At 60.8% G+C, this 21576-nt stretch carries 23 protein-coding genes and 1 pseudogene; 11 read left to right on the forward strand and 13 right to left on the reverse strand.

All coding sequences use genetic code 11. The features are described 5' to 3' along the window. Window positions 1-30: 30 nt before the first annotated feature. The 7 genes and pseudogenes from ACFOM8_RS23130 to ACFOM8_RS18545 all read left to right on the forward strand — a co-directional run. Window positions 31-148: pseudogene (locus ACFOM8_RS23130) on the forward strand (IS30 family transposase); the annotation flags it as partial. A 241-nt stretch (window positions 149-389) separates the two neighbouring features. Next, a complete protein-coding gene (locus tag ACFOM8_RS18520) occupies window positions 390-1907 on the forward strand; it encodes an ATPase domain-containing protein (protein WP_377763693.1) in 1518 nt (505 codons plus the stop codon). 59 nt (window positions 1908-1966) lie between these two features. Next, a complete protein-coding gene (locus ACFOM8_RS18525; protein ID WP_377763695.1) occupies window positions 1967-3361 on the forward strand; it encodes a sensor histidine kinase in 1395 nt (464 codons plus the stop codon). A gap of 34 nt (window positions 3362-3395) precedes the next feature. Next, on the forward strand, window positions 3396-3785 hold the full coding sequence (locus tag ACFOM8_RS18530) for a response regulator (RefSeq protein ID WP_188716661.1): 390 nt from the start codon (window positions 3396-3398) through the stop codon (window positions 3783-3785). A gap of 455 nt (window positions 3786-4240) precedes the next feature. Continuing rightward, complete coding sequence (locus ACFOM8_RS18535) at window positions 4241-4462, forward strand: hypothetical protein (protein WP_377763696.1); 222 nt, start codon at window positions 4241-4243, stop codon at window positions 4460-4462. Between the two features lie 3 nt (window positions 4463-4465). After that, the gene (locus ACFOM8_RS18540) at window positions 4466-4843 is read left to right on the forward strand and encodes a VPLPA-CTERM sorting domain-containing protein (protein ID WP_377763698.1); all 378 of its coding nucleotides are present in this window, start codon (window positions 4466-4468) and stop codon (window positions 4841-4843) included. A 390-nt stretch (window positions 4844-5233) separates the two neighbouring features. Then, a complete protein-coding gene (locus ACFOM8_RS18545; protein WP_188716658.1) occupies window positions 5234-5422 on the forward strand; it encodes a hypothetical protein in 189 nt (62 codons plus the stop codon). 246 nt (window positions 5423-5668) lie between these two features. On the opposite strand, the gene ACFOM8_RS18550 is transcribed toward ACFOM8_RS18545, so the two are convergent. After that, window positions 5669-6202 (reverse strand): VPLPA-CTERM sorting domain-containing protein, encoded by a 534-nt coding sequence (locus ACFOM8_RS18550; RefSeq protein WP_377763699.1) that lies wholly within the window; start codon window positions 6200-6202, stop codon window positions 5669-5671. Here ACFOM8_RS18550 and ACFOM8_RS18555 point away from each other — a divergent pair. The 3 genes from ACFOM8_RS18555 to ACFOM8_RS18565 all read left to right on the forward strand — a co-directional run bounded on the left by ACFOM8_RS18555 (window position 6194) and on the right by ACFOM8_RS18565 (window position 7925). Next, entirely contained in the window at window positions 6194-6730 is a 537-nt protein-coding gene (locus ACFOM8_RS18555; protein WP_377763731.1) for an ATP-binding protein, read from the forward strand. The two genes, ACFOM8_RS18550 and ACFOM8_RS18555, sit on opposite strands and share 9 nt — an antisense overlap. 319 nt (window positions 6731-7049) lie before the next feature. After that, window positions 7050-7196, forward strand: a complete 147-nt coding sequence (locus ACFOM8_RS18560; RefSeq protein ID WP_377763701.1) for a DUF1127 domain-containing protein — start codon at window positions 7050-7052, stop codon at window positions 7194-7196. A gap of 510 nt (window positions 7197-7706) precedes the next feature. Beyond that, window positions 7707-7925: a DUF3072 domain-containing protein gene (locus ACFOM8_RS18565; RefSeq protein ID WP_377763702.1), complete on the forward strand. Its 219-nt coding sequence runs from the start codon at window positions 7707-7709 to the stop codon at window positions 7923-7925. 225 nt (window positions 7926-8150) lie between these two features. Here ACFOM8_RS18565 and ACFOM8_RS18570 read toward each other — a convergent pair whose 3' ends face one another. The 12 genes from ACFOM8_RS18570 to ACFOM8_RS18625 form a co-directional block, all read right to left on the reverse strand. Then, window positions 8151-9314 carry an OmpP1/FadL family transporter gene (locus ACFOM8_RS18570; protein ID WP_377763704.1) on the reverse strand — a complete coding sequence of 388 codons (1164 nt, stop codon included), beginning with the start codon at window positions 9312-9314 and terminating at the stop codon, window positions 8151-8153. Between the two features lie 489 nt (window positions 9315-9803). After that, complete coding sequence (locus tag ACFOM8_RS18575) at window positions 9804-11300, reverse strand: PAS domain-containing protein (protein ID WP_377763705.1); 1497 nt, start codon at window positions 11298-11300, stop codon at window positions 9804-9806. A 77-nt stretch (window positions 11301-11377) separates the two neighbouring features. Then, a complete protein-coding gene (locus ACFOM8_RS18580) occupies window positions 11378-12253 on the reverse strand; it encodes a YsnF/AvaK domain-containing protein (RefSeq protein ID WP_377763706.1) in 876 nt (291 codons plus the stop codon). A 68-nt stretch (window positions 12254-12321) separates the two neighbouring features. Continuing rightward, window positions 12322-13287: a PhnA-like protein gene (locus ACFOM8_RS18585; RefSeq protein WP_377763708.1), complete on the reverse strand. Its 966-nt coding sequence runs from the start codon at window positions 13285-13287 to the stop codon at window positions 12322-12324. Between the two features lie 109 nt (window positions 13288-13396). Beyond that, window positions 13397-13588 carry a CsbD family protein gene (locus ACFOM8_RS18590; protein ID WP_377763709.1) on the reverse strand — a complete coding sequence of 64 codons (192 nt, stop codon included), beginning with the start codon at window positions 13586-13588 and terminating at the stop codon, window positions 13397-13399. A gap of 110 nt (window positions 13589-13698) precedes the next feature. Continuing rightward, a complete protein-coding gene (locus ACFOM8_RS18595) occupies window positions 13699-15210 on the reverse strand; it encodes a helix-turn-helix transcriptional regulator (RefSeq protein ID WP_377763711.1) in 1512 nt (503 codons plus the stop codon). A gap of 154 nt (window positions 15211-15364) precedes the next feature. Further along, window positions 15365-16786 (reverse strand): cation:proton antiporter, encoded by a 1422-nt coding sequence (locus tag ACFOM8_RS18600; protein ID WP_377763712.1) that lies wholly within the window; start codon window positions 16784-16786, stop codon window positions 15365-15367. Beyond that, complete coding sequence (locus ACFOM8_RS18605; protein ID WP_377763713.1) at window positions 16738-17448, reverse strand: phosphatase PAP2 family protein; 711 nt, start codon at window positions 17446-17448, stop codon at window positions 16738-16740. Before ACFOM8_RS18605 ends, ACFOM8_RS18600 begins: the two co-directional genes overlap by 49 nt. A 382-nt stretch (window positions 17449-17830) precedes the next feature. After that, the gene (locus tag ACFOM8_RS18610) at window positions 17831-18790 is read right to left on the reverse strand and encodes a DUF481 domain-containing protein (RefSeq protein ID WP_377763715.1); all 960 of its coding nucleotides are present in this window, start codon (window positions 18788-18790) and stop codon (window positions 17831-17833) included. Between the two features lie 281 nt (window positions 18791-19071). After that, window positions 19072-19410, reverse strand: coding sequence for a lysozyme inhibitor LprI family protein (locus tag ACFOM8_RS18615; protein ID WP_377763716.1), 339 nt, complete (start codon window positions 19408-19410; stop codon window positions 19072-19074). A gap of 193 nt (window positions 19411-19603) precedes the next feature. Further along, complete coding sequence (locus ACFOM8_RS18620; RefSeq protein ID WP_377763718.1) at window positions 19604-20551, reverse strand: DUF2382 domain-containing protein; 948 nt, start codon at window positions 20549-20551, stop codon at window positions 19604-19606. Further along, the gene (locus ACFOM8_RS18625; protein WP_377763719.1) at window positions 20541-20960 is read right to left on the reverse strand and encodes a YsnF/AvaK domain-containing protein; all 420 of its coding nucleotides are present in this window, start codon (window positions 20958-20960) and stop codon (window positions 20541-20543) included. The genes ACFOM8_RS18620 and ACFOM8_RS18625 overlap by 11 nt, the downstream gene beginning before the upstream one ends. A 372-nt stretch (window positions 20961-21332) precedes the next feature. Here ACFOM8_RS18625 and ACFOM8_RS18630 point away from each other — a divergent pair, with 372 nt between their 5' ends. Further along, the gene (locus tag ACFOM8_RS18630) at window positions 21333-21548 is read left to right on the forward strand and encodes a hypothetical protein (RefSeq protein ID WP_377763720.1); all 216 of its coding nucleotides are present in this window, start codon (window positions 21333-21335) and stop codon (window positions 21546-21548) included. Window positions 21549-21576: the final 28 nt, after the last annotated feature.

Consider the following 21576-nt stretch of genomic DNA (forward strand, 5'->3'; position numbering starts at 1 on the left):
TAGTTTCCTGAAGCTATTCAGGAGCATGTGATGAGGCGCCCTTTCACCAACCTGACGCTGGACGAACGCCGCGTGATTGCGCGTATGTTGCAGGCCAAGATGCCGAAGACCAAGACTGAGGCGATGCTCGGCCGCGATCGCTCGCCCCTGAACGGAATTGCTCCGGGAACATTTCTAGTGACGCAACAAGTCATCTGCGGGGAACAATTCTGGCGAGGCAATGCGGTGCGGCAATACGAATCTCATCCTGTTTGTCGCGCAGCACAACCCCGCAGACGTTGTCATAATTATGTTGTTCACCGTCATTTTCCTGCATTAGACAGCGATAACGACGAATGTCCCCTGTCATGTACGGTGCATCAGAGGGTTGCGAGGCAAGGACCACGGGAATGCACGAAAAGGTTCAGACGGACTTTCAGCTTCTGATCAGCACCGGAACCCGCGGCCTGGATCATGTCCTTCGGGGCGGCATGCCCGCGCATCGGCTTTATCTGGTCGAAGGCACACCCGGCTCGGGCAAGACAACTCTGGCGCTCAAGTTCCTGCTGGACGGGCGCGAGAAAGGGGAAGCAAGCCTCTACATCACCTTGTCGGAGACGGTCAACGAACTGACGGCTGTGGCCCAATCCCATGGCTGGACGCTGGACGGGATCAGACTGTATGAAATGGTCGCGGCCGACGAATTTGGCTTGGATCACGAACAAACCCTGCTCCACCCCAGCGAAGTCGAACTGGGCGAGACGGTCCGGAACGTCATGGATCTGGTCGAGAAGGTCAGTCCGGCCCGGGTTGTGCTCGACAGTCTATCAGAGTTGCGGCTGCTGGCACAAAACCCCCTGCGCTACCGCAGGCAGATCCTCGCGCTCAAGCACTTCTTTGCCAAGCGGAACTGCACCGTGCTCATGCTGGACGACCGCACCGCCGAGCCGGGCGATCTGCAGCTGCATTCTATCGCCCACGGCGTCATCTCGCTTGAGCAGACGGCCAACGACTTTGGTTCGGAGCGGCGGCGGCTCCGGGTCGTCAAGATGCGCGGCCTGAAGTATTACGGCGGCTATCATGACTTCACCATCGAGCGTGGCGGCATCTGCGTTTATCCGCGCCTGATTGCGGCGGATCATCATCGCAGCTTTCCCGCCGATCCTGTAACAACCGGTCTGCTTGAACTGGATGCGCTTCTGGGTGAGGGTCTGTTTCCCGGCACCAACACGCTGCTGGCAGGGCCCGCAGGTGTCGGCAAAACCACAACCGCGATCCACTGCATGATTGCCGCACTCGAGCGGGGCCAAAAGGCGGCTTATTTCCTGTTCGACGAACGCCTGGCCACGCTGTTGATCCGGTCCAAGGCCCTTGGCATGGATCTGCAGCCCTTTATTGACGACGGTCGCCTCGAGCTTCGTCAGATCGACCCAGCGGAACTCTCGCCGGGAGAATTTGCGAGTGCGGTGCAGTCCGCGGTCGAGGAGGACGGCGCGGGCATTGTCGTGATCGACAGCTTGAACGCTTATCTGCATGCCATGCCCAGCGACAACTATCTTATCCTGCAGATGCATGAGCTTTTGACCTACCTTGCCCAACAAGGGGTCATCTCCCTGATGATCCTTGGGCAGCATGGGGTGATGGGCGAGCTTCGATCGGACATCGACATCAGCTATCTTGCCGATACGGTTGTGATGTTGCGGTTCTTTGAAGCGGAAGGGGTTGTTCGCAAATCCATCGCGGTCATCAAGACTCGTACCTCGAACCATGAACGCAGCATCCGCGAGCTGGGCATCGACGGGCATGGTATTGCCATCGGCGAACCGATCCGCAGCTTCTCGGGAATTCTGTCCGGAGCGCCGGTTTATACGGCGACGGACCGTAGCCTCCTGCCGCTCAATCCCGCGGAAGAGGCGAGCGCGCAGTGAGAGGTGCCATGGCTTGTCCCGGGGAGGCACGTGATGCGCTGTCTGATCCCGAAGCCGCGGTGGCAATCCTCGCCCCTCGCGGCCGCGACAGCGAGGTCGCCCGGCAGGTTCTGGAGAACGCCGGCATTGCGGCCGTCGTGGCCTCCTCGCTCCACCAAGTGGCTGAGCTGGTCGAGGCGAGGGTCGGGGCGGTCCTGATCACCGAGGAAGCCCTGAACGGGCCAGGAAGCGAAGCCCTGCACCAGGCGCTTGCCGCGCAGCCGGCCTGGTCTGATTTACCGTTCGTGGTGCTTGCGAACGGGGCCAACAGCCGGTCTGATGCCGCCACACGCCGGATGGATGATCTGGGCAACGCCATCCTGCTGTCGCGCCCGTTGCATACCGAGGAACTGGTCCGCTCGCTCCGCTCGGCTCTCAAGGCCAGGCGTCGACAGCACGAAGCCCGCAAGAGGCTGGAAGAACTCCAGCTGCGCGAGGTCCAACTCTTCGAAAGTGAAGCAAAGTTTCAAGCCATCGCCAATTTCGTGGACCAGATGATCTGGTCGACCCGGCCTGATGGCTATCATGACTACTACAATGATCGCTGGTACGCGTTCACCGGCGTTCCCGCAGGCTCGACTGATGGAGTAGCCTGGAACGGCATGTTCCATCCGCAGGATCAGGAGATGGCCTGGCAGCGCTGGCGCCACAGCCTGGAGACGGGCGAACCCTATGAGATCGAATACCGCCTGCGCCACCGTTCCGGAACCTATCGCTGGGTCCTGGGGCGGGCGCAGCCCTTGCGTGACAAGAACGGCACCATCCTGCGGTGGTACGGAACCTGCACCGACATCCACGAGATCAAGATCGCCGAAGAGCAGCGCCAACTGATGCTGGGCGAGATGAATCACCGGGTGAAGAACACCTTGGCCATGGTGAACGTCATGGTCTCTCAGACCCTGCGGCACGCGGACAGTTTAACTGAGGCACGCGCGGCGATCCAGTCCAGGATCGGCATGATGGCCGACGCGCATGACCGGCTGATCAACGCGACTTGGAGCGAAACCCGTATCACCGAAGCTGTGGAAGCGGCCTTGGCCCCCCATCGCTCGGAGGAAGGCCATTTCACCATCACCGGGCCCGACCTGCCAATCGGATCGAAGCAGGCATTGGCCCTGACCATGGCCCTGCACGAGCTGGCAACGAATGCCAGCAAATATGGCGCCCTGTCGGTTTTCAAGGGCAAGGTCAGGATCGAGTGGAGCATCGAGAAGCGGCAAGGACAGGAGCTGTTCCACTTCGAATGGCGTGAAAGCGGTGGCCCACCGGTCGAGGCACCGACGCGGCGCGGCTTCGGGAGCCGTATGATAGAACAGGCGCTCGCCGGCTATTTCGGCGGCGAGGCGGAACTGGTCTATGACAGCGCGGGTTTGCGCTTCAGTCTTACGGCGCCGTTGGAAGGCCTCACCCTCTAGTACCAGCCATACAAAGCAGAACATCTCGGACGCCATGGAATTTCACGACCAGAATTCGTTTGCCATCCTCGTGGTGGAAGATGAGCCGCTGCTGCTCATGGATGCTGTCGACATGATCGAGGATGCAGGGTTCAGGACGTATCAGGCGCGCTCTGCCGGAACTGCTCTTGCCCTGATGGAGCGACATGATGATATCAGGGTATTGTTCACCGACATCGACATGCCAGGCTCCATGAACGGGATTGATCTTGCCGCCCGTGTTCGCGACCAATGGCCTCCCACAGTAATTTTGGTTACCTCGGGAATTGTGGGTTTGACCAAGGACACCCTGCCTGACGGCGCCCGGTTTTTTCCCAAGCCCTATTCTGCTAACCATATCATAGGGACGCTGGCCAGGATTGCTGCCGACCTGGGCAGAGGCTGACGAGGCCGCAGGCGGTCTGATATGGCGGAACCGCTGATATCAGCATTGCCTTCGCGAGATCGTTCTGCTCACTCAGCATGACGCACCAGGCAGGCTGCAAGGACAGCACTGATTGTCCCAGACGGATCCTTTTATGGACAAATCTGACAAAGTTGCCGATCCAAATCGGTTCTGATGAAGGTGGTCTCAACAGCGGAGCAAAATCAGGCCATGTGGCGGTGACCGACGCCGTGGTGCGTGCGCTTACCACATAGCTGGTGCGTGCCATGGTGCAAAACAAAGCGACATAATGTCGTTTGACCCTTTTTAGTTAACGACCTGTTCTTTTGGTCAAATTAATCAGTCTGGACAAAAAACACGATGCGTTAGACCCCATATTGCTTGTACATGAAGCCTTACGGCATCCGTGTTGGCTGTCGATCTTGTTCCCATTTCCTTGCGCCTGAAGGTTTGTCATGAGTTTCTGCAAAGTCCTTACCGCTGCTTCTCTTGCGACTGCGCTCAGCGTCAGCATCGCGTCCGCTGCCACCTTCACCATCGATGCAGGCGATGTTACCGTTTCCGGGGGCGACTTCTGCTTCCCAGGCGACTGCAAACTCAAGGGTTCAATCAAGGGCGGCAGCTTCGATCTGAACACTGCAGGGGAAACAGCAAGCCTTTCTGATCTCTTCGACTAGCGAGTGCTGACCACCAGCCGCTGGGCGACGGGTGCGGGCAAGTACAGCGTGAACGCGACCCTGAACTTTTCTTCTCCCTCGCCGGCCTCGAGCAGTGCTTCGGGCTATGCGGGGTTCATCACCCTGCTTGGTTCGGTGTCTGGTGGAGTGCTGGCCTGGACATCCGGATCGGGCATTATCGATTTTTCCGAGGGCTACAAACTGAGCTATACGCTGAAAGACGCGCTGAGGCTTGGCTTTGGAACGCAAACCACGACCGGTGCCTCGTTCACACTTGAAGAAACCCCGGCTCCCGTTCCCCTGCCCGCCTCGGCCCTGCTGCTGCTCGGCGGCATGGGTGTGTTGGGTGGTTTGCGCGCCAAGCGTCAGCGCACCGCCTGAACCCGGTCGCTTGAAGCGCTGCGGCCAAGCCCCGCAAGCGCTCTACCCACCGACAACTGTCTGCCTGCTCGCCTAGCCCGCCCTTGTGGCGGGCCTTTTCATGACCGAGGGACCTGAACCCTCTGGGTCCAGTTTCAGGCGGGCAGCCTCCCAAAAGTCCGTAGTCTGAAAGCCGTTATGGTCCAATAAGGAGCGGACGCTTCGAGGTTAGGCAGGACGCCTTACCCGGTAGGGATGTTGTTCATGAGCGGTTAAACTGAGCTATCGACGTCAGGAAACTATGCAATCATAGGTTGAGAATAGTTCCTTGCCTCACACTTTATTTACTGATATAGGCGATTACTTGCCTATCAATATGATCCGGGAGTGACTGCTGCGATGCGACGGACGATGACGGCGACGATGCTTCGAGACTATCTGGCCTCGGCCCATACGACGCTTCTGCTTTGTCGTGCTCATGCCGATCAGTTTGCGCTGACCAGGGAGGAGGCCAAGGATGTCTCGCAACGCATCTCCCTCAGTATGGCAGAACTCGAGGACCTGCATCAGGACATTGATCGGCAGTTGACGTCCGCCTAAGCTATTGCGCGGTGTGTCGGCGGCGGATCCTCAACAATGCCTGTGCAACCAGGAAGAAGTCGCAGAGCTTCACCCTGTGCTGTTACTGCTGCCAAAGCTTGCGACAGATCCCAGTTGGCCCACCGCCTGTCTTCCTGGGGCTCGGACACCAGAGATCGGCATTGCAGAAAAGGCCTCCCCGCAGGATCAAGCGTGCGGGGAGGGCTTCGTCTGTCCGCAGTGTGAATGCGCCCTGAATGTATCCGTTTAACTTCCTGCCTTGCGCAACCGGCGGGCAATACCGAAGGCACCCAGACCGCTGACCAGCAGCAGGCCGCCTGCTGGAAGGGGTATAGGTGCGAGGGTCTGAAGCTCAGCCGCAGCGACAGGCAGAGTGGCAAGATAGCCTCCGTTGGTCAGGTCGTCGTTTACACCACCGGGCACGAACATGCCGTGGATGACGTATTCGCGCAGATCGAGCGGGAAAATGTCCTCTGACGTGTAAGAAGTGCCAGAAACTGGGCTGAAGAAGATCGAGTCGTTAGAAAGATCAAAGGACAGGTCGTAAGCAAGGTTGCCTTCGGCATCTGATATAGGCCCGGTATGGACCATGGAAGGACGGGGATTCATGCCGGCGAGTGCCGGCTCCAGAGAGAGCAGGATGTCACCGTATGCGGGCAAACCTTCCAGGACCTCGACAAACCCGTCTCCGTCGGTGTCGGCATCGGGGGTCGGAACCTCGGAATTCCTTATCGTGCCATCGTCGTTGAACCGGCCGTGGATGTGGTTGACGTGCGCCATGCTGGGAGTCAGGCCCGAGATTCGCGCACTGACATTCAGCAGATTGTTCAACTCATCCGCGTCGAAGAGAACAGATCCGTCCTGATCACCGGGCCCTGCGGGGTCGGCAAGTCGTGGTTGGCCTGCGCACTCGGCCACGGGGCCAGCCGCGCGGACCGCACCGTTCTTTACCACCGGCTGCCGCGGCTCTTCTCCGACCTCGAGCTGGCGCGCGGCGACGGGCGCTTCGACCGGCTGTTCCGCAAGATCGCGCGTGTGGATCTTCTGATCCTCGACGACTGGGGTCCCGACCGCCTGACCGCTACGCAGCGCCGCGACCTGATGGAGATCGTGGAGGAGCGCTACGGCCGCCGCTCAACCATCGTCACCAGTCAGCTCCCCGTGGAGACCTGGCACGATGTCATCGGTGAGCCCACCTTCGCCGACGCCATCCTCGACAGGCTGGTTCACAATGCCTATCGCATTCCCCTGGATGGTCCGTCGCTGCGCAAGACCGGCATCGACAACCGCCCCGAGGCCAGCCAATGAGCAGGACCTCGACCCCGGGTTGCCCAATGGTCCCTCCCACGCGCCCGACACCGCCAGCCTCCTGGCGGGCGCGGCGCCGGGCGCGCGGGACCCTCCCGTGGACAACCCTCCGCCCCAACATCACCCTTGACCGGATGCACCCGGATCAACAATGAAGACTTTGCCTCAGACCGCTACCGCCGACCGGTCGGATGATCGTGGAACAGCTGGTCGGATGTTGCTGGAATAAGCGGTCGGATGCCGTGGAATACGCACCCACACCTACAACGCCGCTGCCAGCACTGGCATCGCCGGCCGTCTGTTGGCTGCGATCCAGCACATGCAGGAAAACCGTGCCCGCCGCGCAATCTATCGCCAGACGGTCCACGAGCTGAACGTGCTGACCAACCGCGACCTGGCCGATCTGGGCATCAACCGCGCGATGATCGGTCGTCTGGCCCATGAAGCGGCCTGGGGCACGAAATAAGATATAGACCTTCCCGCCCTCTCCTCCCTGGGGCCGGGACTGGTGGCATTCTTCTGCCAGAGGATGTCGCCGCCATATAGCCGCTCTGTTCCGCGGCACCCGATGCGACGGACCCCTCCTCCTCCCAATGGTCCGTTCGTTGGCGGCAACGGCCCTTCTCCTCCCTTGGCCTTGCCGCACCCCAAACGCGGCCCCTCCCTCCTCCCTGGGCCAGCGTTCCGCGGCGGCGCCCCTCCTCCTCCCTGGGCGTCGCCGCTTTTTCCTGTCGAACATCGGAAATGGAGCATCGCCTCCGAAGCGGCCGGGACACCGGTAGTCCGCTGAGGGGGATGGTCTTATCCTCATCAAGGGATCGGTCTTGTCCGTCTACCCATGATGACAGCTTTACTGCGAGCCCACACAGTGAGATAGGCCTGTTGCTCTTCTCTCCCCGGCTTCTGGGTAAATGCGAACGGAACCGGAACATCTGATGCGTGTTTCATTGCAGCATCCTGTAGAAGGCAGTTCCCCATGGCCGATGAAAACCCGAAATCCCATCCCACCGACAATGCCGAGAAAGATCCCGACATCTGGGTCAGCGGCGAAGACCCGATGACCGGCGCGCAGGCGTCCTATCTCAAGACACTGAGCGAACAGGCGGACGATCCCGACGCCTTTGACGAAACCATCAGCAAGGCAGAGGCCTCAAAGCGCATCGATGCGCTGAAAGCAAAGGTGGGGCTAGACTAAGAGCGCCTTGTTATTCGAGAAGGCCGAGCTACGCCCTGAAGGTTGCCAGCGTAAGCAACTGCAGCTCCGTAAGACGCCGTGGTGCCAGCTCTCCTGGCGCTCGGCACATCCTGTTCTGGAAGGCATCACCCGACAGGTTCCTCGTGAGGATCGGCCGAGCTGGCCAAAAGCCGAGGCTGATCGTTTGGATGTTCGGACAGGGCATCCAAAGCCAGCACCTTGCCCTCAAAAGCTGTAACCGACCCTTACTCCCACGCCCCATGCGTGGCTGCCTTCTATCTCGGCGCGAGCCGTGTCGGGCGTGCCGGTCTCGGGAAGGGCATCCCCCAGCTTGATGTAACTGACCCCTGTGGTGATCTTGATCCTGTCCTGCGTGTAGGTTGCCGCCACGCTGATACCCTTTTGGCCGTTGACTGGTGCCAGCGGCGAGACAAGCTCATTGCCGGATTTCTCATAGGTGAAGCTTGCCGCGCCAGACCAGGTGTCGGTGAACTTGCGGCCAACGCCGATGGTGAAGGTAGTGGTGTCGTCGAGATCGACAAGGCCGCTACCCGTTACTTCGACAAGCCTTTCAGGATCCACGCGGAAGCCTGACCAATCCACCCAGCGAACCCCACCGAAGATAAGCGTCTCGGGATCGATGCCGGTCTGAAACTCCAGGTTCCAGGATTTCGGCGTCTTGACCGTCAGAGAGGAACGCCCATCCAGGAGCGGCAAGGCCGGTGCTGGACCTGGGCCATCGGGATCCACGAGAGGACCGCTCTCAGAAATGTCGAAGTCATGTTCGATCACCGCATTATAGGTCAAGGATACACGCGCGGCGATGTCAGGTCTTTCCCAAGACACCCCGGCGAGCCACCCATAGGCGGTATCCCTGTCCACATCGACACGGTACCCGTTTACGGGACCGAAAGACGCGCCGCTCAAGCTCACGTGTCCATCTGTGCGCGCACTGCGGAGACCTGCGTGAACACCGAAGCCGCTTTCTGGAACAGCAAAGCGAATGATGCCGGTCAGGTCGGTGTTGTTGATGACCACTCCGGTTCCACCAAGGTTGAGGGAGCCGCTGGTGGGATAAGCGAGATCAGCCCCGAAGGGCTGGTCCATAATGATGGCTGCTGACCAGAACTCATCGAACTGGTGCTTATAAGCGAAGCCGAAGCTGTTGTAGGAAGCCGCAACATCGCCCGTGCGTTCACCACCGGGGTAAGGTCCAAGGGGCAAATCTGTTCCTGTGATGCTGGGCGAGACATGGCCATACCGCAGTTCGAGATAATGGCCCGGCTCAAACAAAGGACCGAGAAACTGGTTGCTCCGCTCCACACCGCCGGCATGGGCGATTGTGCTGCACAGGATCCAAGCGGCTGCGCCGAGATATGCGATCCTCATGAAAGCCTCGTTCCAAAGCCTGGTTAACCATCACGTCAGTGGCGGACAGATGCCGCGGGGCAAACGTTAGCACAGGGAGAGCCGTCCAGAGATGTGGAATGTCGCGCTGCTTCGCACGTGTTGTCAGTTTAAGACAACGCAGCAACCAAGATATCCCCAGATCAATGGCCTACCCCGGATTGACAGTTTCGGGCAGAATGGAACAAAACAAGAACGACTCTGTTTCGTCCCCACTGCCTTGGAGCCATTCCCCTTATGCCTGCCCGGTCCTTCAACCCTGCCGTTGCCGCCTTGCGCGAGCAGATCGCGCGGATGGGAGGAGACGGCGGGCCGACACGCGGCGTGCTGCCCTTCGGCTTGCCTGAGCTGGACCGCCGGTTGCCCGGAGGCGGCCTAGCGCTCGGCTGCCTGCATGAGGTAGCGGATGGTGGCAACGGTGCGGTGGATGGGGCAGCGGCCTCCTGCTTTGCGGCCGGCATTGCCGCGCGGCTACCAGGACAAGTGCTCTGGTGTGTCACGCAGGCCGATCTTTTCGCGCCGGGTCTCGAGCAGCAGCAACCCTCCCACCATGGAAAGGCTGTTCTTGATGCGGTGGTCGATCTCGCGGGCAAGAAGATCCTTGTCAGCCAACGCAGCGCGCAGTCGCTCCTCAGCGGCAACGCGGGCGCTGATGTCCTGAACGATGCCCACCAGTCGCACCGGGCGGCCTTTTTCAACAGCGGCTCGTCCCGTTGCGGCTACCCAACGAGTTGCCCCGTCGGAGCGGCGAAGGACGCGGTACTCGGCCGCGTAGCGCCCATCGCCCTGGGGACTGAAGGCGCGGTCGATCTTTGCCTGCATGGCCGTTTGGTCTTCAGGATGCACGCCGCCAACAAAGGCCGCGAAACTGACAGACTCCTCTGTTTCGATCCCCCAGATCTCGCGTACACGTGCGTCCAGTTCGACCCTTCCGCTTGCGACATCATAGTCATAAAGTCCAAGCGCCGCCGCATTGATCGCGACGGCAAGGCGCTCCTCGCTTTGTGCCACACGCTGCTCTGCCAGCTTGCGCCCGTGAATATCCTCGGTGGCGCCGTACCACAGAACGATCCGGCCCTGTGCGTCGCGCCATGGCCGAGCATGGCTGCGCATCCAGCGGTGGCTGCCCTCGGCAAGGCGGACGCGATGCTCGATGTCGTAGAACCCGCCGTTCTCGACCGCATCTGCCCATGCCTTGCCCACTGCCGGACGGTCGTCGCAGTGGGACGCCTGCACCCAGCTCTCGCCCAGGACTTCCTCCCGCGTCAGGCCGGTCAGAGCAAGCCAGCGTTCGTTGACGTCGACGGTGCGTCCCTCCGCGTTGGCAGTCCAGGGCACCTGCGGGTTAAGCGCGACGGCGCGCTGCAGATGCGCCTCGCGCTCTGCAAGCTCCGCACCAAGCCGCTCAATCTCAAGACGAGAGCGTTCCTTGTCGATGGCCACTCCCAGAGTGTTGGCGAGCGCCTGGAGAAAATGGATATCATGGGGGCTGAAGGCACCCGGGTCGCGGCTATCGGCTTCGAGCACACCAAAGGCGTCGCTTTCCCCTTGGATGATCACATTGATAGCGCGCTTGACACCATGATCCGCCATCAGCTTGGGCGTACGGAAACGCTTCTCGTCGGAAAGATGGTTGGAAATTACTGGCTCTGCGGTCCTGAAGGCATAGCCCGCCGGGCTTTCAAGATCGGCACCGATGCGGGCGCGCCCGACCAGGCCCGGCTTCCAGCCGATGCCCGCGCGCAGAAGAAGGGCATTCTCTCCCGGCAGCGGTTCGAGAACCTTGGCGAAATCCACTTCGAGCCCGTCCGCCGCAATCCGGCAGGCTTCGTCCAGCATGGCTTGAAACGGTGGGTTCTTGAGCGCGAAGCGACCGAACTCGGCAATCAGCGCCTGCTGGGCCAGACGCCGCTCGAGTTCGGGGACGGGCAGCAGGGGGGAGGCCTTGGCCGGGGTCTCGATTGTCATGGCCGCTGTCTATGCAGTTGAGGATGGTTAGAAAACTGGGGAACGCCGCCATAAGCGACGTTCCCCGCAGGATTGCCTCAGCGCTCGCGCGTTGTTTCGTCCCGCAGCCGGTCCGGGTCGACACCTTCAACTCGTGAACGCTCGTCCTCAACTTCAACCTTCGTCCGGCGTACCGTGTCATGGATGGTTTCCTGGCGCACATCGGCCTTCTGGCGGATCGAGATCTCCTCGACCACCCGGGCTTCCCTGGCGATCACCGCCTCCTCGCGGTGTTCGACCGCTTCGATGGTCTTGTCCTGGAACAGAGCCGCGTTATTGGCCTCGACCGCCCGGTCAACCGGACGGCGCTCGATGGTGACATGATCCTCGCGCAGTTCGACCGGCACCTCGACCGGCACCTCCCGGACATAAGCCCGAACCCGCACCCGGCCACCTTGGACGACGCGCTTGCCGACCTGGAGACGTTCTTCGACAATGGGAATGACATCCTCATCGCGATCAGCAAGGCGAGCCGTGCCATCACCTGCAAGGCCAGAGACCGTGTCTTCTGTTGTCAAACTGTCCGCTGTATAGCCTGTCCAACCTGTGTTGCGCCATTCGGCTTCACGGGCATCGAGATCGACCGAGCCATAGCGTTCAACGATGGTCGACACCCGGTCATAATCAGCCTCGGCGACATCGATCGCCATGGTCACACCACCACGGCTCATGCCTTCGGCATAAACGGAGCGGTCCTCGTCAGGCAGGAGGAACTTGCCCATAGAAGACCAGAACCCCCCTTCGTCGCGCCGGTAATCATAGGCAGTGTCCGTATCCGCCCGCCGATAGGTCGTTTCCTGCTCCGGCAAGAGCGAAATCGCCGATGCATCGATCCCGTCTGCCAGAAGGGCCTGGCGGGCGGTTTCCGCCTCGGCGCGGGTGTCGAAGTAGGCCATGATGCTGTGGTAAGTCATCGGTGTGGTCCTTTAGGTGCAAGATAAAGGGAGAGGCCCGGCCAGGGTCACTGGCCAGGGGGTGTTGGTTACATCCGGGTCGTGCGCCGCGTGGTGGTCAGACGCGCTGTCACTGTCGGGTCCACCGCGCCGGAACGACCGCCAAACCAGGCGGCAATCGCGCCGATCACCAGACCAAGGGCCCCCAGCAAGGTGCCTGTCGAGACGGCCGTTGTGGCAGTATCGGCCACTTCGGTGGCTTGTTCGCGAACATTGGCTGCGGTTTCGCGGTATTGCGCTTCCAACTCCTCGACCTGGCTGCGGGCTTCCTCAATCGGAACGCTGCGCGCCGATGCGACGGCTTGTGCGGCTTCCTCGCGGGCCGTGTCAGCCTGGGCTTCATCGCCTGTGACCAAGGCGCGCACAGAGGCCAGGGCTGCATCACGCAAGGCTGCCGCATCCTCACCCGCACCAGCGGGAATGGCATCCTCGATGGCGCTGAAATCACCCTCTCCTGCAACTGCCGGGGCCGCAGCCTCGACCGCCGTCTGGGCAGCACCGCCAACCGTGGTTGCGACACCGCTCAAGGTATTGCCAAGCGTTCCGAAGGCACCACCCACGATCGAGCCAAGCGTCGAGGTCAGCAGATAGAAGATCAGAAGCGTCGAGAGCGCCCAGGTAGTCAAGCCATGCCAGCCTGCCGTCGACTCCTTGGGCTTGCCGCCAAGCCGGCCTGCGGCAAAGCCACCCACATAGGAGGCCACAATGCCGGCCACGACAAACCACAGACCTGCGCCGATGCCCAGCGTGGAGGCCTCGGGGTTTGCTCCGGCTCCTTGACCCGGATCGAGTGTCGCCGCGCCAATGCCAAGACCGATGAGGTTCAGGATGAGCTGAATGGCCAGGGTCAGCACCACCCCGGCCAGAACCGCGCCCCAGCTGATCTGGTTGATCATGATGGTCCGGGTATCTTCGGCCGGCGTGACAGGGCTCATGTGCGGGGCATCATGATCGCCGCGGCCGCGCGGCGTGTCCGATCGGACGGTATCAGTCATGGAAATCTCCTGTTCGTTGGGCCGGGATGCCCAGCCTCGTGGCCATTCCGGCCTTGGCGGTACGACATGCGCACTCAGGCCGAATGCCGCCGCTCCGCAGTTGCTGCCTTCAAGGCTTCTTGGGATCCACGGCGTCACGAACAGCGTCCTTGGCGCCGCCGACAGCATTTTGTGCCTTGCCAGCCATCTTGTCAGCCTGACCTTCTGCCTTGAGCTTCGCGTCTCCGGTCAGATTGCCCAGGGTTTCCTTGACAGCGCCCTTGGTCTGCTTGGCGGTTCCAGCAACACGATCCTTGTCCATGATACACCTCCTGGATGATGGGTCGGCACTGCTTTCGGCAGTGACGGACTGTGCAGCCAACCGGTGTAAATGAACTATGGTTCCCAACTAAAATAACTAGTGTAAATGCACTAGGCGCGCCGTTTGTTTTGACCTTGTTTTGGACGCGTTTGGCGCCTTTTTCGCTGCGGCAGGTCCCCTTCGGCGACGCCCCGTTCACGCGCCCACACGATCAGCCCGCTGCGGCGGTTCACACCGAGCTTGCGATAAAGCGCGGCCAGATGGTTCCGGATCGTGTTCGGCGCCACTGCAAGCCGCGCCCCGATCTCTTCGTTGCCGAGGCCCTGGCAGACAAGGCCAAGAACCTCGCGCTCGCGCGTCGTCAGATCGGCCAGGCCCGCAACACCGCGATTGTCCGCCATGCTGGAGGGCTTGCGCAGCGCGGCCAGTTTCTCGACCACGGCCTGGGCGAACCAGGAGGCATCGCTCATCACCGCCTCAATGGCCGCCACGAGCTCGGTTTCCGAGCGCTTGCGCGCGCTGATGTCCTGAAAGGCGCAAAGCACGCTTGCCTCGTCGTCGATGGTAATCGCATCCGCGGCGAGAAGCGCGTCAAACTGGCTGCCATCCCCTGTTCGCAGCTTGGCCTCAAAACCCCTGACCTGACCGGATTTGGCAAGTTCGCGTTCAAAGCGGCGCTGCTCCTCATCATCGACCCAGAGATCCAGATCCTTTACCGTGCGACCGATAGCCTCTTCGGACGCAATCGCTGTCAGGGCGCAAAAGGCCTGGTTGATGTCGCGCAGCCTGTAATCCTTGGCCGAGGACACGCTGAGGGGCACGGGTGCCAGTTGGAACAGCCGCACGAAGTGTTCTTCGGAATGGCGCAGCCGGGCCTCGGCCCGTCGGCGGGGTTCAAGATCGGCAAAGGTGAACAGCATGCACGGCTCATCGCTGATCTCAATGGGCTGACCTCCCACAATGACCAGCTTTTCCCCGTCCGCCGGCACGGCAAGGCTGGCTTCCATCTGCGGAATGGTTTCCCAGAGGCGAAGCCGCTCCAGAGCCAGGTCGCGCCGCTCGGCCTGCCTGAGAAGGTCGATGTCATGCAGGCTCCGGCCCAACACCGCGTCGCGCTTGTAGCCGGTCATGGCGAGGAAGCCCTCGTTGACCTTGATGAAGCGCTGATCGGCAAGTCGGCAGATCACGGAGGGCGCGGGATTGGCCGCAAAGGTCGCCTCGAACCGCTCTTCGGCCTCCACCATTTCGGACACGTCGGTGATGATGACCACGATGTAATCGGGTTGTCCCTGGGCATCCTTCATCACCATGCTGCGCAGCCGGTGTGCCCAGTCCTGTTCGGGGTTGTCGCGGCGCGCCACATGGACCTCGACGTCATCAAGCACCTCGCCCTTGATGACGCGCTCGATGGGATGACCCCGTTTTGCCCGCTTTGTCAGAATGTAGTTTGACCGATAAGCCTTTACGGACAGGCCGAGAGCCTCCAGGTCCCTCACCCCGTGCATGCGCAGGGCCGCCCTGTTGGCATAGGTGATCTCTCCCTCGGGTTCGATCAAAAGCACGCCCTCGCTCAGACCTGCGATGATGCGCTCGAACTGCGGTCGGGTGGTCTGGTCGGTCACGGTCTGATCTTCCTGCGACATTGCCGATGACGGGATCGCTCATCAGTCCCTTTGTTTGACAAACAGCAAGCCAACAAGAAAGGCCATTCCAGGTTGCCAGCGTTCTGAACAGTCTGCACCGCCAGCAGAGGGGGCCATGTCGTCATGGTGGCGATCAATCATCCACGCCGCGCGGGCCCTGCAAACCGGGCGGGGGAATGGCCTCTGCATCAGGATCGCGGCCGTGTGTGCGATCAAGGAGCCGCATGAGGGGCGTGACCGTCAAGCCATGCATGAAGACCGAGATAACGACCACCAGGCCAACGATGGCCCACAAACGTTCGGCACCCTCGACCTCCATGTGGTTGAGGCCATAGGCCAGATAGTAGAACGATCCCACACCCCGGATCCCAAAAAAAGCGATTGTCAGCTTCTCGCTCCAGGCGGCTTTGAACCCCGCGAGGCCGATCACTCCCATAACGGGCCGGATCACCAGCAGGATAACCACGGCCGCGACAATGTCTGTCCATGCCAGTGGGGCCAGCAGACCGTCAGCCAGCGCACCCCCGAACAGCAGCAGAAGCACCATCATCGCCAGCCGTTCGACCTGCTCGGTGACGTCGTGCATTTCTCGATGAAAGTCATGGCTTCTATGCGCATGGCGGAAGGTCAGCGCCGTGACGAAGACTGACAGGAAGCCATAGGAATGGATGATCTCGGTCAGCCCGTAGGACACGAAGGTGGCTGCCAGGGCGATCAGGCCATCGCCGGTCTGGGCCAGCTTCGTCTCAGCCGGGATCCGGAACGTGACCCAGCCGAAGGCGCGGCCGATCAGCCAGCCGCCTGCAACGCCCGCACCGATTTCCCACAGCACGTGGTAGGTCAGCCATTTCGCCGCCCAAGGCTCGCCCGTGGTGCCGGCAAGGGCGAGAACGATGGCCAAATGGACAAAGGGAAAGGCCGCCCCGTCGTTCATGCCGGCTTCCGAGGTCAGGCCGAAGCGCACCTCGTCTTCCTCGCCGCTTTTTGGGGGGCCAACCTGCACGTCTGAGGCCAGCACCGGATCGGTGGGTGCCAGCACCGCGCCCAGAAGCAGCGCCAGTACCCAGGGCAGTCCCACCACGCCGCCGAACAGCAGGGTGATCGCACCGATGCTCAGCGGCATCGTCACCAGGATCAGCCGCCACGTCACCTGCCAGCGGCGCATCCCGAACACCCGGTCCAGCTTCAGGCCCGCGCCCATCAGGGCGATGATGACCACGAATTCGGTGAACCGCTCGGTGATCTCGGGATAGTCGAGCGGCGAGGGCACAAGGGTTACCTGCGGCAGCGAAAACAGCGCCGCCCCCAGGCCAATGCAGACGATGGGCAGCGACAAGGGCAACCGCTTCAACGCCAAGGGCAGCCACGCTACCAGGGCGATCAGAAAGCCTGCGCCGGTCAGGACAAGGATGTAGGGATCAGGGTGAAACCATGTCATCATGCCCGTTAACGCCGACCGAACCACTTCAGACCGGTGCCAGAGCGTCGAGGACAGAGCAATTTTTGTTAAGTGGCAGGCTCGGCCGTTTGCGAACTGATGGAATTTCGATCCCATAACGCAAACACCAGGAGGGCCCAACCTGCACCCCCTGCCAGGCCCGCCAAGGCGTCGGTTGGATAATGAACACCCAAGGCAATGCGCGTCATGCTGATCAGGACACTGACCGCAATGGCTGCACCGAGGATCATGGAGCACCTTCCCGGTCGCACAGCCATGGAGGCAAACGTCAAGCCGAGGCTGAGGTAGACAACAGCGGCGTTGAAGCTGTGGCCGCTTGGAAAGCTGTCACCGCTGACGGACATGAGATGCGGCACAATATCCGGTCGCGGCCGGGCAAAGCATGCCTTCAGTATGAGTTCCAGCATCCAGCCGCTGGCAATCGTGACCAGAACCATTGCTGCTCGGCGCCTAAACTGAAATATCAACAAGATTGCCATGGCCGTGATGGCAACAAGATTGCGCAGGAAAAACCCGCCCAGGGCGGTCACGACCCGCACCCCTTCTCCGAGCCATTCCGGTCCGAGCAGGTCCAAGCTTACAGGATCACGGAAGACCAGCAGGCCCCAGGTGTCCAAGCCGGTGGCGTGCCCCGTGACCATCAGGCATGCAATGATGGCGAAGGTCGTCCAACACATCAGGGCTGCGATCAGCAGATCACGATAAGCGATCGACCGGCAGAGGTTCAGTTGCCGACTTTGATCTGGTCTATCTTCCATGTTGCCAAAGATTGTTTAGAGGCGTCGCGCTGCATGGCTAGCCTATCAGAGCCTTTGCCTTACCGCGAATTGCTGAGAGTTCATCATCGCAAATGCGGCCTTTGGCCTCGCGACGCTCGATCTAGACTGCGGATCCTGTTTCAGCATTGAACCGCAGGCGGCCAAGGCGAACGTTTTGTTCATCGATCGGGCGGTCACAGCCCTCTAACGGGCAGAGCGCTGATAGTTTGATATCATGTAAGGCCCTAACTGCCGACCCCTGCAGGACATGGACTCTGACATGAGAGCTGCACGGCGTCCACCGTTTGCAGGGAAGCGTCCTTTAACCAAGAAAGGCGATCTTTCGATCGCCTTTCCCAGAGAGACATCTGATTGAGGGAAATCAGAAGCCGTAAACGACCGACACACCCAGGGTGTTATCCGTGCGAATTTCACGGTTTTCCTGGTATTCGGTGGTGTAGCTGACACGGGTCGCCAGTTGGTCCGACATCTGGAAGTTCACGCCAAACTGGTTGGTGATCACGTCATCGGAGTCTTCCGACGACAGGTAGTCGGTGTCGTTGGTGATGAAGACCCTGTCGTTGAAGCGGTGATACAAGCGCGACGAGACGATGTAGCCGACGCCGCTGTCCGACGAGTCGTCCACGTCGACGCGATCAAAGCCGCCAGCACCATCCGGAATCAAATCGAACCCAGCCTTCTGGGCACCCGTCTGGGTATAGCGATAGCCGATACCAGCCTGGACACGCCATGCAGTCTGCTCGGTGTTGATCACGCGATAGCCCGGACCCACGCCGATGAAGCCGTCCCGTGCAAAGTCGCTTAGATCCTCGCGAACATCTTCCGGATCATCTTCGCCAAAACGATCACCGTTGGCCAAACCGTCGATGCTGAAGCGGCCCAGAACGAAGGCGTAGAGACGGTCGTTGAAGTAGTAGGCGCCATCATAGATGGTCGACACTTCTTCCTTGTCCTTGTCGCCGTCTTCGTCTTCACCGAATTCGAGCAGCATCCCGACCGACTGCTGCCAGGGGCCCTGGTTGGACGACACGCGACCTGCCAGCGAGAAGTCCTGGCTTTCGGAGTTGCCGGTGCTGCCGGCATAGGTCAGCGCGACCGAGCCGAACAGGCCTTCGCGGCGGTCCGGGTTGCCGAAGCGCGCATCGTCATTGTCGCGGTCGAAGTCGTCCTGGACAGTATCCTCGACATCAATGATGCGGTCGTTGATCGCGCTGATGCCGGTTGCGTCAGCACCTGTCGAAATCTCGGTTTGGGCAAAGGCCGTGGTCGCCAGGGTCGCGAAGATCGCAGCACTTCCCAGTAGTATGCTCTTTTTGTTCATTTTTTACTCACGCAAGTGGGAAACAATAAATTCCCGGTCATGTTCCGCACTGCCATAACCCGCCTTTGCTAAAGCAGTTGCGAGCAATACGTACGATAAAGAAAGTCATATTTGAGAGTGTTTCCCAAGAGCAACAGCATGGGGCATGGTTCTGGACATGACCGGCAACACTTTGCCGATCCAAGCGCTGTTGCCACTCAGCGCGCATTGCCAAGATGGATCAGAACTGACCGGTACAAGAACGGCAGTTCCTGCAGGGTCTTTGCCGGTGTGGCGCAGACTTATTCAGCGCGTGGGACAGGGCATCCCAGGTCCCCTTCCTGGCAATCAAGGTACTGCTGAAAATCCTCCACGCGTTCTTCCGTCAGATCATCAATGCATGCGTTGTAGACCATCGGTGCAGCACTGCCTTCAATGGCCGAAGCCCTGAAGCGGCACTCGTCGTCGCGGAAGGACAGCCAGGCCCGCTGCGTCGCTACCAGCATGTCCTTGGCGTCGGCGTCATCCCCAAGGCGGGTTCTCATGGTGCCATAGAGTTCATTGAGCCTGGCATCGGACGTTTCTGCGAAGGCGTTAATTGGCAAGGCAGAAAGGAAAACAGTCAGCAGAAAGCGTTTCATCAGAATTCCTAGATTGGTGTGGCCGCATGTGCGACAGCGATGGCTATCGGCTCATCGCTTGCTGATGTAACCGGCTTTGAAATCGGGAGATATTTCCAGAGTTTGGGCGGATCACAGAGGCATCATATCCGGTCGTGAACACGAAGAAGAGGCCCCGCCGAAGCGGGGCCTTTTGTTATTGAATCTTCTCCGATCAGATCCGGTCCAGGTCGTCGCGGCGAGTGCCGCCAGTGAGCGTGTCGCGATCCAGTTCGGTTCGGTTGTCCTCCACCTCGACCTCGGTGCGGCGAACGGTGTCCGAGACGGTTTCGGTATGCGTGTCGCTGGTCTTGCGCAGCCCGATCTCCTCGACCACGCGGGCTTCCTTCTGGACCACCGCTTCCTCGCGGTATTCCTCAGCTTCAAGTGTGCGATCCAGGTAGTCCCGGTCCGCCACAGCAGGACGATCGACCGGGCGACGTTCGATCTCGACGCGCTCTTCGCGCAGTTCGACGCTTTCGTTCACCGGCTCCTCGACCGTATAGGCGCGGACGCGCACGCGGCCATGGCCGGTTTCGCGCTTGCCGATCCGGATGCGTTCCTCAATGACCGGGATCGTCTCATATTCACCACGCGGGTTCCGATCACCCGACAGTGCAGCATTGTCGCGCAGGCTTTCGTTGTCGATATAAGGGCTTTCCAGGTCGTCGCGCGTTCCCGCCGTCGCCCCATAGGTCGTGGCCGTGCTGCCTGAGGCATAGGAGCTGGTCTCGTAGCCCCCCCAGCCTTCCGACCGCCAGCTTTGCTCGCGGTCCTCCAGGTTGATGCTGCCCTCGTCATCTAGAATGTCTAGCGCCGTGTCGTATTCGGCGCCTGTCAGCCCGGTGACGGTGACCAGATAGCCGCCGCGCGACAGCCCCTCGGCATAGGCATAGCGGTCCTCGTCGGGGAAGAAGAAGTCGCTGAGACTGTCCCAGAATCCCTTGTCGCGATTGTCGGTCGCGGTCTGAGTTACGGCCGCATCCGATCCTCCCGCGACCTGGCGAATTTGCCCCGAGGGAATGCCGGCCTGAACCAGCCGATCCACCGCACGCTGCGCCTCGGCCTGGCTGTCGAACATGGCGGAGACAGAGGTTGTTCCGGCTTGGTTGTCATAGGTCATCTTGATCGTCCTTGTTTTGGAAGGGGGCCGGATCGGCCGGAAGGCGTTCGATCTGGGAAGTTTGGCGACGCGTGGTCGCTTCGACTTCAACGGTTTCCGTTCGTTCGACACGGCGAATGTGGATCTCTTCTCGCAGATACAGTTCGCGTGTCACGACAAGCCGTTCCTCGACCACGGGGATGATGGTCAGCTCGCCCTCGGTCACGACATCGGGGATTGCATCGATCTTGCGGTCGACGGATACCCTGGTCACGTCCACCTCGACGCTGGACAACTCGGCAGGCAGGACATGGTCGAGCTCTTCGGTCCGAGTGGCGATCCTGACACGGCCGGTAACAACCCTCCGTGTGGACAGCGAGACCGTCTCCTCGACAATCGGCAGAAATTCTGTTTCAGGATCCTCGGCCATCGTTGCCCCCTGTGGTCAGCATGAATGAACGAGCAAGGGTGCAATACGTTCCAGGTGCCAAGGGTGGCATCGCGCCAACCTCATGGACCCCACGAGAGCATGCCGTTGACCTGGGCCAACGGCATGTTGCGCGGATAAAAGCTGAAGCTGTCGGACCGCCAGCAGAAGGAGTTGCGGCGTTTGCATGACACCGGCAAGTATTCGGTTTGCGGTGTGGGGGACGTGTTCGCCTTGTCGCGGCTGGCTGTGTATCGGATGCTGGCGCGCCAGGCGGTACCGTGATGCCGGATGATCCGGAAACCTTTCGTCCGCCCCTGCTCAAGAGCCAGGCCAACTGGCGCCGCGCCAGTCTGGCCAAGTACACGGGCCCATTTGGCGGTTCAGCGGGCGCTCTTGGCGGGAACGCTGCACATGCAGGGCTGCGAGGTATGCGGCCGCGACGGTGTCGATGCCCATCATGCCCGCTATGACGAGCCGTTGGACGTCCGCTGGCTGTGCCGCCGCTGCCACGTCAAGCTGCACCATTACGGCGAGGATATGTTTCCCATTGGCCCTCTCCGGGCGAAAGGTCACACCGCGAAGAAGTGATAACAGTTGCCGGCAAGCCTTCTGGGAT

The organism is Paracoccus angustae, assembly GCF_042648745.1.
GTDB classification, from domain to species: Bacteria; Pseudomonadota; Alphaproteobacteria; order Rhodobacterales; family Rhodobacteraceae; genus Paracoccus; species Paracoccus angustae.